Genomic DNA, 14852 nt, shown 5'->3' with positions numbered 1-14852 from the left:
TAAAAGGTTTTCTTTCTTAACTCTCACAGTTACAACTACAATTTGTTTTTTGGAGAAAGACCCGTGCAAGAATACGTTCTCTGGTATCAAGAGCTTGGTATGCAAGATGTTCCTCGTGTTGGCGGCAAAAATGCCTCACTGGGTGAAATGATTTCAAACCTCGCTAACGCAGGTGTACAGGTTCCGGGTGGTTTTGCCACTACAGCCGACGCTTTCAATGAGTTTTTAGAGCAATCTGGACTCAATGCAAAAATTCACGACATTTTAGATACACTTGATGTTGATGATGTAAATACACTCGCTAAAGTCGGTGCCGATATCCGCCAATGGATTATCGATACCCCATTCCAACCTAACCTAGACCAAGCCATTCGCGACGCATACAGCCAACTTCATGGCGATACATCAGCCGATGTATCATTTGCAGTACGCTCATCAGCCACCGCTGAAGATATGCCAGATGCATCATTCGCAGGCCAACAAGAAACCTTCCTTAACGTACGTGGTATCGACTCAGTAATGGTCGCTATTAAACACGTATTTGCTTCTTTATTTAACGACCGCGCCATATCGTACCGTGTTCACCAAGGTTACGATCATCGTGGTGTTGCACTATCTGCTGGTATTCAGCGTATGGTACGTTCAGATAAATCAGCATCAGGCGTTATGTTTAGTATTGATACAGAGTCTGGTTTTGAAGACGTTGTATTTGTTACTTCAAGCTACGGTTTGGGTGAAATGGTTGTACAGGGCGCAGTAAACCCTGATGAATTTTATGTTCATAAACCAACATTACAAAAAGGGTTGCCATCAGTAGTACGTCGTAATATTGGCTCAAAAGCCATTCAAATGATTTACTCAACAGATGAGGCACACGGCAAACAAGTAGAAATTGTTGACGTAGAGCCAAGCCTTTCAAACAAATTTTCAATTACAGATGAAGAAGTCCAAGAACTTGCAAAACAAGCTGTAATTATCGAAAAGCACTACGGTCGTCCTATGGACATCGAATGGGCAAAAGACGGAAACGATGGCAAATTGTACATAGTACAAGCGCGCCCAGAAACCGTTCGCTCAAACGAAGATGCCAATATTATGGAGCGTTTTCAATTAAATGGCACAAGCAATGTAATTGCTGAAGGCCGCGCAATTGGTCATAAAATTGGTAGTGGTGTTGTTCGTGTACTTGATTCAATTAAAGAAATGGACCAAGTACAAGAAGGCGACATTTTAGTTACCGATATGACCGACCCAGATTGGGAACCTATCATGAAGCGCGCCGCGGCTATTGTTACAAACCGTGGTGGGCGTACGTGTCACGCAGCAATTATTGCCCGTGAACTCGGTATTCCTGCGGTAGTTGGCTGTGGTAACGCAACCGATTTAATTAAAGCAGGCCAAGAAGTAACGGTATCATGTGCTGAAGGCGATACAGGTTACATCTACGAAGGTATTTTAGATTTTGAAATACTGACGTCGCGCGTTGATAAAATGCCAGAACTGCCAATGAAAGTGATGATGAACGTAGGTAATCCAGACCGCGCGTTTGACTTTGCACGTTTACCACATGCAGGTGTTGGCCTTGCCCGTGTTGAATTTGTAATTAACCGCATGATTGGTGTTCACCCTAAAGCGCTATTAAATTTTGATGCCCAATCACCTGCGTTACAAGCAGAAATTACCGACATTATTGCCGGATACGAATCACCGGTAGAGTTTTATATCTCTAAATTAGTAGAAGGTATTTCAACCCTAGGCTGTGCCTTTGCACCAGAGCGTGTAATTGTTCGTATGTCTGATTTTAAATCAAACGAATATGCAAACTTAGTAGGTGGTGAGCAGTACGAACCTGAAGAAGAAAACCCAATGATTGGTTTTCGTGGTGCTGCACGTTATATCTCTGAAGACTTCCGTGATTGTTTTGCCCTTGAGTGTGAAGCAATTAAACGCGTAAGAAACACGATGGGTATGACCAACATTGAAATCATGATCCCATTCGTACGTACCCTTGAAGAAGGTAAACGTGTTATCGAATTACTAGAAGAGCATGGCCTTAAACGTGGTGAAAATGGTCTAAAAGTAATCATGATGTGTGAGCTTCCTTCAAATGCATTACTTGCCGATGAATTTTTAGAGATGTTTGATGGTTTTTCTATCGGCTCTAACGATTTAACTCAGCTAACACTTGGCCTTGACCGTGACTCAGGCCTAATCGCACATCTATTTGATGAGCGTAATCCTGCGATTAAAAAGCTACTTTCTATGGCAATTAAAACCGCTAAAGAAAAGGGCAAGTATGTAGGTATTTGTGGTCAAGGTCCTTCAGATCATGAAGACTTTGCAGCATGGTTAGTAGAGCAGGGCATTGATTCTGTTTCACTAAATCCAGATACAGTACTAGAAACATGGTTATACCTAGCAGACAAACTTGCTAAGTAATCATCAATATCCGTAACAAATAAAAATGCCAGCTATTAAGCTGGCATTTTTGTATGTGGCATAATTTAGCGTGCTAATTTTTTATCTAAATAATTACACGATTTAGTTAAGGCTTTTTGGCAAAGCTTTAAATAATGCGTGGCTTTTGGGTAATAAAACGAAAAACACAGTAACCCCGCCATAAAAAATATCAGGGAGGGGCCTGGAACTACAGCAAAAAATAGCCCCAGCAAAATAAACAACACAGCTATGATCTGTAATAGTAATTTTTTCATATAAATCTCTACACATTGGTTTAACTTGATTATAAATACAGAACCTCAAAATACGATAAAAAGAGTGTTACAAACTGTAAAATCTTCAATTTCTATTAGCCATCACCATGATATAATTACACAAATGCCTTAAATTATCGCCGTCATGATAGCAACAATTACACAGCAAGATGCAGCGACCGAGCTTGTCGCAAACTACTTAAGTACACTTAAAAATCAGGGATTTAGTGGAGACACCGATGCAAGCTATGCAACACGTTTAACCGCCTCTACCGATAACAGTATTTATCAGCAAATCCCACAAGGTGTTATTTTTCCTAAAACCGAAAAAGACATTCAACTGGCATTGCAAACAGCATCTCGCGACCCATTTTTGTCGCTTACTTTTGGCCCTCGTGGTGGTGGTACAGGTACTAATGGGCAATCACTCACACCAGGAATAGTGGTTGATTTGTCTCGCTACATGCGCGAAATACTCGAAATTAACGTTGAGGAAGGTTGGGTTAGAGTACAAACAGGTGTAATTAAAGATCAATTAAACGACTTTTTAAAACCGTACGGCTTTTTCTTCTCACCCGACTTATCAACCAGTAACCGAGCAACCATTGGCGGAATGATCAGTACAGATGCATCAGGTCAAGGTTCATTAGTATACGGTAAAACCAGCGACCATGTTTTAGGACTTACTACCTATTTAGTCGATGGCAGCCCAATGGTGACATCACCAATAGACATAGAAAAAGCTAAAGTAATAGCCGAACAAGAATCATTAATCGGTAGCCTTTACAAAACAGTATTGGAAATTTCTTTAAATGAACGCCAAGCAATTTTAGAAAAATTTCCACGCTTAAATCGCTTTTTAACCGGCTACGACCTAGAGCATGTGCTAAGTGATGACTTACAAACTTTTGATATGAGTAGGCTAATTACCGGATCAGAAGGCTCACTAGGTATAGTTACTGAAGCTAAATTAAACTTAACTCCCATAGCCGAATTTAAAACACTGATAAATATTAAATACGACAGTTTTGATTCGGCACTTCGCCACTCTCCCTTTTTAGTTGATGCGCGTGCAACATCGGTAGAAACAGTCGATAGCAAAGTATTAAACCTGGCTCGCGAAGATATTATTTGGCATTCAGTATCGGACTTAATAACCGATGTACCAAATAAAGATATGCAAGGACTCAACATGGTTGAGTTTAATGCAGTATCACCTGAAGATATAAAAGACAAAGTAAACACACTTTGTACATTATTAGACGAGTGCGTAGCAAATCAAACCAATGGTGTCATTGGCTATCAATTAACCAGCAGTAAAAGTGACATTTTAAAAATTTATGCAATGCGTAAAAAATCTGTCGGGTTACTCGGTAATGTTAAAGGCAGCCAAAAGCCATTGGCCTTTGCTGAAGATACCGCCGTACCGCCAGAAAACTTAGCCGACTACATTGTAGAATTTAGAGCATTACTCGATAGCCATAATTTACAATACGGTATGTTCGGCCATGTTGACGCGGGTGTTTTACATGTACGCCCGGCGCTAGATATGTGCGACCCAGAACAAGAAAAACTGCTTCGTAAAATTTCAGACGAAGTTGTAAAACTTACCGCTAAATACGGTGGCTTAATGTGGGGCGAACATGGTAAAGGTTACCGAAGTGAATACGGCCCTGAGTTTTTTGGCGAGCATTTATTTAAACAACTACGTAAAATAAAAACAGCGTTCGACCCTAATAACAGAATAAACCCTGGGAAAATATGTACTCCTATAGAAAGTGAGGACTCACTAGTTAGTGTAGATGGGCAAAAACGTTCGTACTTCGATAAGCAAATTTCTATCGATGTAAAAACAAGTTTTAACAATGCAATGACCTGTAATGGTAACGGCATTTGTTTTAACTACGACGAAAATTCTCCCATGTGTCCTTCATATAAAGTAACCGGCGATCGCAGGCATTCGCCAAAAGGCCGCGCAACATTAATGCGAGAATGGTTACGACTTCAAGAGTCTAAAAATGTTGATTTGCTCGAAGTAGAAAAAGAGCTTAACAAAGGCGAAGTTATTACCTGGTGGGAGCGTTTTGTTCATAGCCGTGAAAAAAACAAAGGTGTTTACGATTTTTCTCACGAAGTAAAAGAGTCAATGGATGAATGTTTAGCGTGTAAAGCGTGTTCAACATCTTGCCCAATTAAAGTGGATGTACCTACCTTTAGAGCACGCTTTTTAAATTATTATCACAGTTATTACGCGCGCCCACTTAAAGATTATTTAGTCGCTAACATTGAAAGTTCGGCGCCTGTAATGTCTAAATTTGCACGCGTGATCAACCCAATTGTTAAAACAAACTTAGTAAGTAGTTTAATTAAAAAAACAGTAGGGTATGTAGATACCCCCCAATTAAGTGTGCCTTCACTTGAAAAGCGCGTAGCAAAAGCACATAAATTTAATTTTGAACTATTAAATTCACTTTCAAGCGATGAACAAAATGACTATGTGCTAATAGTGCAAGACCCGTTTACCAGCTTTTACGAAGCCGAGTTAGTGCAAAGTTTTATAACACTTATCACCGCGCTGGGTAAAAAGCCGATGATATTACCGTTTAAACCTAATGGTAAAGCCCAACACGTAAAAGGGTTTTTGCATGAGTTTAAAGTAACCGCAAAAAATGGCGCAGAGTTTTTAAATAAACTCGCTGATATTAATTCGCCTTTGGTTGGTTTAGATGCATCGTTAGTTATGTGTTATCGTGATGAATACAAAACCATTTTAGAAAATAATCGCGGCGAGTTTCATGTACAACTTGCCCATGAATGGTTACAAACTCAATCGTTTAAATCATTATCGGCTAAACAAAAAACCGATACTGAATTTACATTATTGAGCCACTGTACAGAAACAACCGCTTTACCAAAAGCGGCAAGTGTATGGAAAACAATTTTTACTGATATTGGTTTAACCCTAAATACAACCAATACCGGGTGTTGTGGCATGGCCGGTACTTATGGCCATGAAGCACAAAACCAAGAAAATTCCCGTGCACTGTACGAAATGAGTTGGAAACCAATAGTAGATAAAAATAAACCAGAGCAACTTTTATCTACCGGTTTTTCGTGCCGCAGCCAAGTAAAACGCTTTGAGCAATTTAAACCAAAGCACCCTATAGAGTTGCTCGCACAGGTACTTAGCTAGTAAAAGTTAAAAATAAAAAAGGCGTAACTTAAAAATAAGTTACGCCTTTTTTATTAATACCAATTCGCTTAGTTAAGTGATTTATTTTAAAGCTAAAAACGTGTTTATACCAAAGCAATAAATTCGCTAATTTTTATAAACGCTATTTAGATTTTTTAACGAAGCTATCTGCAATTGGCTTTGTACTTATACCGTGTATAAATACGCTAAATAAAATAGTGGTCATTGCAATAGTGGCAATATCGTATTTATTTTCTATTTGCGTGTCTATTACCATTAAAGTAAAAACAATAGATGCCAAACCACGTGGCCCAAACCATGCAAAAGTAAAACGTTCCTTCCAATTAAGTGCTGTAAATTGCAACGATAACATAACCGGAATTATTCTAATTAATGTAGTGCTTAGTAAGGCATACACAATTATATTAGTATTTAATTTGGGGATTACTAAATACGCACAAACAAATCCAAATAAACACCAAATCATTAACGATGTAAAATCAGCAATGTGCTCTGAATCCTCTATTAGCTCAGCGCGAATATCAGTTTTAGAAAATTTATCAAATAACAAACCTGCAATAAATACCGCTATAAAACCGCTGCCATGAAAATATTGAGTGATAGAAAACACCGCCATCGCAAAACCTAAAAGTAAAAATGGGCTGGTGCTTTTTGCAAAGTAATGGCGCTGCATTGCAAAATTTAATGCCGGAATAAATATCGCTATAGAAAAACCAGCAATCAATAATGCTAAGCCAAGCTCTCTTGAAAACACACCTAATGTATGTGAAGCAGTAATAGCAGAGTCAGGGTTTTTAGCTAATAAAATAAAAATTAAAAATACGGGTACACATAAGCCATCGTTTAATCCGCTTTCGGTATTTATACCTTCTCTAATTTTTTCGGGGACTTGTGTACTTTGCAATAACCCTTTACTCAAAGCGGCATCGGTTGGTGTAAGTATAATTGCCAACAGTGCCGATTGAATTAACGACAACTCTGCAAATAAAAATAAGCTAACACCAATACCGCACAATAAAGTTAAGGGTAGGGCAACAAATAATAATAGGCTAGGGTATTGAAAACTATGCCTCAATACACCTAACTTAGATTTAGCCGCATCAGAAAATAAAAATATACTTAGTGTTAGCTCTATCAGAGGTAATAAATAATCTATTCCTGTTTTTAGTTTTTCGCCTTCATTAGGAAGTAAAAACGCCAAAAACATGCCGCCAATAACAAAAAACATAGGGCCTGTTATTTCTGTGCGCTCTAACTGCCTTATTGAAATTGAATAAACTAAAAATAAAAAACCAATAAATGCTATTACTAAGTATTCCATTAAATTTTCCTTTTAACCCCTGATTTTGCTCGCTCTTTAATATTTGTTTGAATGTAAATTTGATCGGTTGTCGCAATTTTAGAATGGCCTAAATCTTCCGATAAATGTTTTAGCGGTCGAGTTTGCGCATCATGTGTTGCACCCGTGTGACGAAGCCAATGGGCAGTGGCCGCTTCAAGTTGTTCTGCATCATCTTTAAACCCGTCATCAAGTAACGATTGCTGAGCTAAATCAAAACTTTGCTGCACTAAACGCCTAATTTGCCTAACGGTCATCCCACCTTGGCCACGAATTTTATGCACCAATGGCTCAGATTCATCAACGCGAGGTAGGGCGGGTAACCCTCTGTATAATCGGTAACGTTTTAAATACTCAACAAAATCATCACTTAACGTAACATCTCGTAGCTTATTACCTTTACCCATAATTCGTAAAAACCAAAATCCGTCATTATCTTGCCAAAAGTGTGACATAACTGGCGACCACTGCGGGCGCTCTGATAATTCTGATATACGTAAATATAGCCCTTTTAAACACGCGAGCGTAAATAGGTTACGTTCAAGCTCTGGTTTTTTTTCACATAAATCGCGTGTTACGCCAAATACATATTCCCATTGTATGTCACTTAAAGTGTCTGGGATCTGAATTTGAGATTGAACTACCAAATAGGGGCTATTTTTTTTCACTACAGGCACAAAGTTAGCAAACGTTTTTTCTTCTAAAATAGAAAACTTATAAAATACATTTAGCGCAGTAAACATAGCCGCTAATGTTTGCTGGCTCGCAATTGACTCTTTTAATATAAAAGGGCGCCAATTTTGATTTAATCGACGAATACCTTGTTCATCTTTGTAACGCCATTGCACCGAAGTTGATGCCCATTTTTTATCTGGCTCAGCCATAAAATCAACATACGCTTCAATGTCTTCGCGCTTTAAACTAAATACAGATTTTTCGGCAATTAGCCAAGACCACAAATAAAATCGTTCAAGCTCATTACGAAAACGATTAAATGTTGCCTCAGATTTTCGGCCGTACACATATAAAAATTGGTATAAAAATTTAAGATCGTCCTTTGATTCAGTTACAGTCAAGCCAACTTGCTGTATAAAGGATGCAAGTTCTGGGTATTCTGAGTTTAGAGTACCGTCGTCAAGATGAGCAATTTGGTATCTTAATTGTTTTAACGTATCAACTAAAGCAACAAGCATAATGTATAAATATTCAATAAAATAATAGACTTACAGCTTAACGTTAAAGTCCGATACTGTCTAGTATTGGACATAGTGAAAGTATATTTATTTAAACATTGTTGTGCATTGGTATGAATCTTATTAAGGAAAGTTTTATGAAAAAATTTATAGTGTTAGGCCTACTTACAATAAGTGTATTACTAACAGGTTGTGCTACTACAGGTAGTGCTTCACCTAGCGAAAAACGCGCTTTAGTACAAAGCATGAAAAACAATACCCTCGACAAATTATACGCACAAAAACCCGATGTTAAAAAACAAATTGCCAATTCTTCCGGTTACGCCGTATTTGATAACGCAAACGTAAATGTCGTTTTAGCTAGTTTTGGTGGCGGGTACGGTGTAGTAAAAAATAACTTAACGGGTAAATCAACCTACATGAATATGGGTGAAGCCGGTTTAGGGCTTGGTTTAGGCGTTAAAGATTTTAACGTTGTTATGGTTTTTCATAACCAAGCGGCAGTAAATAGATTTATTGAACACGGTTGGGCCTTTGGCGGAAATGCAGATGCAGCAGCAAAATACGAAGATAAAGGTGGAGCACTGGTTGCAGAAGCCATTGCCGACCAAGTTACCGTATATTCTTTAACCGAAAATGGCCTTGCACTTCAAGCAGTACTAAAAGGCACTAAATTTTGGGTAGATTCTGAGCTAAATTAACACCTAATTACTCTCCTAAAAGCGGGCTGGTTTGTATAAATCACGCTCGCTTTCTTATAAACCAGTTAATTTAACATAACGTAACTTATGAGCCATGATTGATAAGTTGTAAATTCTTTTACAACGTTGTATATTTTTAATACTGTTAATTATTTAAAGGAATAAAAAGTGACTACTTTCAAAATATTGATGTTTTTCATATTTTTCACCCTATCCATAAGTAATGCGTTTGCAAATAGCTCAACATCTTCATATTTAAAAAATGAAATCAATGAAGCCCATAAAGCTTATTTGTTTAATGATACTGCCACCGGTTTATATGCATTAAACTCACTAGCTCGTTTATTAAAGTATATTGGCCCAGATGAACTTTCAATTGAAGGAAAAAACTTAAACCTTGCTTTAACTTACTTCCCAATTGGACTATTACATGAAAAAAATGGTGATGAACTACTTAAAGGTAAATATTTTTCACAAGCAATAGTTTTAGTTCCAAATTCAGAGGAAATTCTAACTAATGACTTTCGCTCTCTAGTTAATAAACTTGATAAAAATTTTAGTGAATAAAAATTTTTATAGGTAAGAATTAGTCGATACTAAAAATTTTTTTATAGAAATGAAACCGTGAAATTTTATTTCACCAAATCGTTATATAAATAATAAAGCTAGTTATTTAGGTATTAATAATTAGCTTTTTTAATTAAAAATTACACCATATCTTATGACGCTTATCTATATTAGTAGAGCAATACATTAGCAATCAAATTAAGCTCAAACTACTTTTTGACAAAGATTATTTTATAAATTTTTATTTATGAGATTGGATATATTTCCCTATCGAATCTGCCTTTACTTATAAACAGTACCTAACTTATTGTTATTTCTAATTCATACATTTATTTAATCATTAATTTCTTATCAAATTCCTCAGCCAACCTTTCAGTTTCACTAAAAACGGTATTCCAATATTTAATACGTGTGTCTGCATCAAGATCTTTAAAGTCGTTTCTGTCTGGAATTTTTCCGTAAGGTAAACCGGCTATAAATTCTTTTGATGGGGTGATCATCACAACGTTATCGTAATTTTGTGGTGCCACTTTACGTTTTAAATTTTTATCAAACCACCCTGCTTTTGGCTCGCTATTAAAATGCGGATATAAAATTAAGCCTGGGTTATTAATTTTTAAATCAAAGTGGTAGTCAATTATTCCGCCATCGCGATAAATACCGGGTGGCGAGCCTGCAATATTTTTTACGCCTTGCATAACAAGGGGTATAGAGCCTGATGCAAGTAAGGCATCTTTTAAATTTGTTTGGCTAAGTGGTATGTTTTGGGTTTTAAAATTATAACTGTCGGTTATTGATAAATTGCTGTTTGGCGCACCAAAAATAAATCGCTCGTACTGCGAGCCTAATAATCTTCGGTTAACCCGATTAAGCATGTAACTTTTTGATAAACCTAGAAGTTGAATTAATTTATTTTCACTGGCAATAAACCCATTCGATTTTGCCACTATAAAATGCGCTTTAAAAATAGGATTATTTAAAATTTCGGTTACGCCGTGCTCCCCAAATACATCATCTAATAATGCGCGGGCTTTTAGTGTAATTTCAGCGGGTGTTGGTTTATTACTAGAATACCGCGTTTGCGAATACGATTTTGCTAAACGCTCAATGGCAGTAACGGGGTCGTTTTGCGCAAAACAGGCTGATCGAAATGCGCCAGCAGATGAACCAATTAAGTTAAGTGGTTGGGTTCGGTTTTTAAAAAATTCACCAAAAATATATTTGTCTAAGCCAAATAATGTAAACCATTTAGGCCCGCCACTTGCCCCTAAAAAAGAGGTAAATAACTCGGGTTTAAAGCCCTGCTCGTTAATAATTTTTGCTGCTGTTTTACCTGCGTGAATGTCGATCATTAAATCAGTTTACCTTGTTATTCTTATATTTTAGTGCTGTTCACATAACCCAAAATTGAATAGTTATGCAAAATTAAAAAGCGGTTTTATGTTGCCATAAAACCGCTTTTTATCGTTAAAATTGCTTAAAATACGGGAATCAATCCCAAATGCCGCTTTCGCATTTACCCTGTACTTTTACGTCTTTTACTTTAAATTCGGGCTCTATGCCTTTTTCTCGTTGTGTGTTGTAGTCGCGATTAACAGACAAAATAGTTGGCGTGAGCAATATAATAGCGATTACGTTAACCACTGTCATTAACCCTAATGCTATATCGGCTAAATCCCAGACTTCTTTTAGAGATGCCGATGCCCCCCACAGCATCATTGATAAATAAAGTAATGTATAAATTGTGCGCCCTACTTTGTTATCGAGCTTAAATAAATGCAGGTTACTTTCGGCGTAAGCATAGTTGGCCACTACCGAGGTAAAAGCAAATAAGGTTATGGCTGCAGCAACAAAGTACACACCGCCTTGTGCTAAATGTGCAGTCATGGCGCTTTGGGTTAAACGTATGCCTTCCATTTCGCCGCTTATATCTACATCGGCTAATAAAATAACTACCGCGGTACAGCTACAAAGTACAATTGTATCGAAAAACACGCCAAGCATTTGTATATACCCTTGTGTAACTGGGTGATTAGGCATTGGGCTTGCGCTTGCTGCAGCATGCGGCACACTACCTGCGCCGGCTTCGTTAGAATATAATCCGCGTTGTATACCGTTTTTAATGGCAGCGCCCATTGCTCCTGCGCCTGCTTCTTGTAAACCAAACGCTGATAAAAACACATCTTTAAGCATGGCAGGCACTTGCGGTAAATTCATAATCGTAATAATAACCGCCGCGGCTACAAATAATATGCCCATTAGTGGCACTACTCGCTCGGCAAAGCGGGCAATGGCTTTAAAGCCACCTAATATAATTGAGCCTGCTAATACGGTAATAACTAATCCAGAATAAAAGGTAGGTACTTGAAAAGCATAGTTAAGGGCGTCGGTTATGGTATTGGTTTGCATAGCACTAAAAGTAAAGCCATAACCTAAAAATAAACACGCGGCAAACACAATAGCAAAGGCACGGCTGCCCAAACCTTGTTGAATATAATAGGCGGGGCCGCCTCTAAATTCGCCACTACTATCGCGTACTTTATACACTTGCCCTAATACACTTTCGGCAAAGCCGGTTGCCATGCCGAGTATGGCTATAACCCACATCCAAAATATGGCGCCGCTTCCGCCTAGCGAAATTGCAACAGCGACCCCAGCTAAGTTACCTGTACCTACACGGGCACACAAGCCAGTACACAATGCTTGAAATGATGAAATGTCGTCTTTTTTACACTTGCTACTGCCTTTTAACAGGCTAAACATGTGTTTAAATTTTACTATTTGAATTGCTTTTAAACGTACCGAAAACCAAATACCTGCAAACAGTAGTATGTAGATTAGTATTTGGCCTTCTCCCCATAATAGGCCATTTACACTTTTTACTACGGTATCGAACATGGGCTAATCCTTTTGTATTTATTATGTTTTTACTCAGCGCGTAGTTGAGTAATTGGCATTTAATAATGCATGTTAGCCATAGATTAAGGCAGCTAAACTGCCTTTGGATGTTGACTTAGTGGTAGGTTATTTACTTTGCAGGTGTATGCCAGCAATCATGCATCTAACCGAACCTCCCGCCGACTCTATGGTTGGTATAGGTAACGGAACAAGTTTAGCTGTTTTTTGTATTGCTGCTTTTTGCTCGGTTGTAAGTGCATTAAACGCCGTTTGTGAGAGTGCTAAAATACGACCATTTGTACCTTGTAGCTCTATTGCGTTGCCGCAAAAGCTACTTATTTGCTCATTAGATAAGTTTATTACTTCTAAATGGCTTTGTATAAAATGGCTAGTTAATTGTTTGTGCTGACTATTTGGCACCATATTTAAGCTGATCATGGCAAACTCTGTGGCTACACACATTAATACATTAGTATGATAAACCGCAGTACCTTGCTCATCGTATGCGTTAAATACAACAGGTTTTAGCTTTAATTGCTCGCACACTGTATTAACCACGGTTTTAGTAGTGCGCTTAGATTCTACTGCATAAGCAAGCTTATGCGGGTGGTCAATAACAAGCGATCCTGTGCCTTCTAAGAATGCATTTTCTTTCGCTAAAAATGAATAATCAGTCACAGACAACACTTTATAGTGATTAGTCAAAAAATCAATAATATCTTTTCGATATTCTAACCTTCTGTTTTCTGCGTACATTGGGTACATAACTAGCTCGCCACTTTGATGGGTAGAAAACCAATTATTTGGAAACACAGAATCGGGCGTGTGTGTATGTTCGTCTTCAAAAAGATGAACCGTTACGCCCTCGTTTTGTAATAATTTAACCGCATTAGTGACTTCGTCAAAGGCAAGCTGACTCTGATTTTGTGAGTTGCAGGTACTTTGAAACGTGTTGTCTAACATGGTTTGTGGGTTAGATGTAAAGTGATGCGGGCGCACCATCACCACCGCTGTTGGGGCTTGCTTTATGTGGCTCATGCGACTTGCTCTTGCTTAGGTGTTTTTGATGGTTGTGTACTATTAAGTACCGAAAATAAATTACGCGGATCAGCTTGTTGTGTAATTAAATCAAGTAGTTCAAACTCACCCGCAGCCACCAGCGCGTCTTTAATATACACCAGCGCGGTAAAGTCTTCGCTTGCAAAGCCTACCCCATCAAAAATAGTAAGCTCGTTGTTACTTGTACGCCCAGGTGTTTGTTTATTAATTACTTTATGAAACTCTGTTACGGCAAAGGTTTCGCTCATTTGCTGTATTTCGCCCTCTATTCTGGTTTGCGGTTCGTACTCTACAAACACATTTGCGCGCGTTAATAATTGTGAATCAAGCTCTGTTTTACCAGGGCAATCGCCACCAATGGCATTTAAATGCACGCCCTGGGGGATCATATCGCTGGTTAAAATAGTGGCATTTTTTTTATCGGCTGTGCAGGTGGTAATAATGTGCGCGCCTTGTACGGCTTCTTCTGCGCTATTGCATAGAGTTACATTTAAGCCGTAACCACTTAAGTTGTTGTAGGCTTTTTGTGAGGCATTTTTATCAATATCGTATAAACGAATGTGAGTAATGCCTAATACGGCTTTAAAAGCTAATGCCTGAAACTCAGACTGTGCACCATTACCAATTAATGTAAGCGTTGTTGAGTGCTTAGGCGCTAAATACTTTGCCACAAGCGCCGATGTAGCCGCTGTACGTAAGGCTGTTAGTAAGCACATTTCGCTGATCATAACTGGATAGCCGCTATCAACATCCGACAAAATACCAAATGCGGCCACGGTTTGAAGTTCCTTAAAGGTGTTTTTTGGATGACCATTTACATATTTACAGCTAAACATTTTACCGTCGCTTACGGGCATAAGCTCTATTACGCCATCAGGAGAGTGCGCCGCATAACGTGGCGATTTATCAAATTCTTCCCAGCGAGCAAAGTCGTGTTCTAATCTTTGAGTAAGCTCAAGCAATACGTTTTCTATTCCGACTTTATTTATAAGTTTGGCCATTGCCTGTACGCTAACGAATGGAACACCTTGTTTAGGTTGTGCGATAAAATGACTCATAAATACCTCTTTAATGACTAAATAAATTAATTGAAATAAGTTTATAGACCAGAGGTGTTACTTAAAATGCCAAAAGTTTATACAAATAATAGTATTTTTTATCAAATTG

The 14852-nt window shown here is 38.1% G+C and carries 11 protein-coding genes; 4 read left to right on the top strand and 7 right to left on the bottom strand.

Annotated features, from left to right (window positions below; all coding sequences use genetic code 11):
- Positions 1 to 63: 63 nt before the first annotated feature.
- Positions 64 to 2439, top strand: a complete 2376-nt coding sequence (ppsA, locus tag MTN96_RS13760; RefSeq protein WP_054981983.1) for a phosphoenolpyruvate synthase — start codon at positions 64 to 66, stop codon at positions 2437 to 2439.
- 65 nt (positions 2440 to 2504) lie between these two features.
- On the opposite strand, the gene MTN96_RS13755 is transcribed toward ppsA, so the two are convergent.
- Positions 2505 to 2714: a hypothetical protein gene (locus tag MTN96_RS13755; RefSeq protein WP_248531948.1), complete on the bottom strand. Its 210-nt coding sequence runs from the start codon at positions 2712 to 2714 to the stop codon at positions 2505 to 2507.
- Between the two features lie 145 nt (positions 2715 to 2859).
- Here MTN96_RS13755 and MTN96_RS13750 point away from each other — a divergent pair, with 145 nt between their 5' ends.
- Entirely contained in the window at positions 2860 to 5907 is a 3048-nt protein-coding gene (locus MTN96_RS13750; RefSeq protein ID WP_248531947.1) for an FAD-binding and (Fe-S)-binding domain-containing protein, read from the top strand.
- A 142-nt stretch (positions 5908 to 6049) separates the two neighbouring features.
- Here the strand turns inward: MTN96_RS13750 and MTN96_RS13745 are convergent, their stop codons facing one another.
- Together MTN96_RS13745 and MTN96_RS13740 are read right to left on the bottom strand one after the other, a co-directional pair.
- Positions 6050 to 7249 (bottom strand): sodium:proton antiporter, encoded by a 1200-nt coding sequence (locus MTN96_RS13745; RefSeq protein ID WP_004586308.1) that lies wholly within the window; start codon positions 7247 to 7249, stop codon positions 6050 to 6052.
- Positions 7249 to 8460, bottom strand: coding sequence for a tyrosine-type recombinase/integrase (locus MTN96_RS13740; protein ID WP_054981980.1), 1212 nt, complete (start codon positions 8458 to 8460; stop codon positions 7249 to 7251). Before MTN96_RS13740 ends, MTN96_RS13745 begins: the two co-directional genes overlap by 1 nt.
- Before the next feature lie 137 nt (positions 8461 to 8597).
- Between MTN96_RS13740 and MTN96_RS13735 the strand changes: the two genes are divergently transcribed.
- Both MTN96_RS13735 and MTN96_RS13730 read left to right on the top strand, forming a co-directional pair.
- Entirely contained in the window at positions 8598 to 9161 is a 564-nt protein-coding gene (locus tag MTN96_RS13735) for a YSC84-related protein (RefSeq protein WP_248531946.1), read from the top strand.
- 168 nt (positions 9162 to 9329) lie between these two features.
- Entirely contained in the window at positions 9330 to 9728 is a 399-nt protein-coding gene (locus tag MTN96_RS13730; protein WP_248531945.1) for a hypothetical protein, read from the top strand.
- Positions 9729 to 10057: 329 nt separating this feature from the next.
- Here the strand turns inward: MTN96_RS13730 and MTN96_RS13725 are convergent, their stop codons facing one another.
- The 4 genes from MTN96_RS13725 to MTN96_RS13710 form a co-directional block, all read right to left on the bottom strand.
- The gene (locus MTN96_RS13725; RefSeq protein WP_248531944.1) at positions 10058 to 11080 is read right to left on the bottom strand and encodes a patatin-like phospholipase family protein; all 1023 of its coding nucleotides are present in this window, start codon (positions 11078 to 11080) and stop codon (positions 10058 to 10060) included.
- 139 nt (positions 11081 to 11219) lie between these two features.
- Positions 11220 to 12626 (bottom strand): sodium:alanine symporter family protein, encoded by a 1407-nt coding sequence (locus MTN96_RS13720; RefSeq protein WP_004586317.1) that lies wholly within the window; start codon positions 12624 to 12626, stop codon positions 11220 to 11222.
- 126 nt (positions 12627 to 12752) lie between these two features.
- Complete coding sequence (gene ctlX, locus MTN96_RS13715) at positions 12753 to 13664, bottom strand: citrulline utilization hydrolase CtlX (protein WP_004586318.1); 912 nt, start codon at positions 13662 to 13664, stop codon at positions 12753 to 12755.
- A complete protein-coding gene (locus tag MTN96_RS13710) occupies positions 13661 to 14743 on the bottom strand; it encodes an ornithine cyclodeaminase (protein ID WP_248531943.1) in 1083 nt (360 codons plus the stop codon). Before MTN96_RS13710 ends, ctlX begins: the two co-directional genes overlap by 4 nt.
- Between the last annotated feature and the right edge of the window lie 109 nt (positions 14744 to 14852).

It is taken from the genome of Pseudoalteromonas sp. 2CM28B (assembly GCF_023161935.1).
Note: the sequence above shows the minus strand (reverse complement) of the source record. Positions and strands in the feature narration are given on the sequence as shown.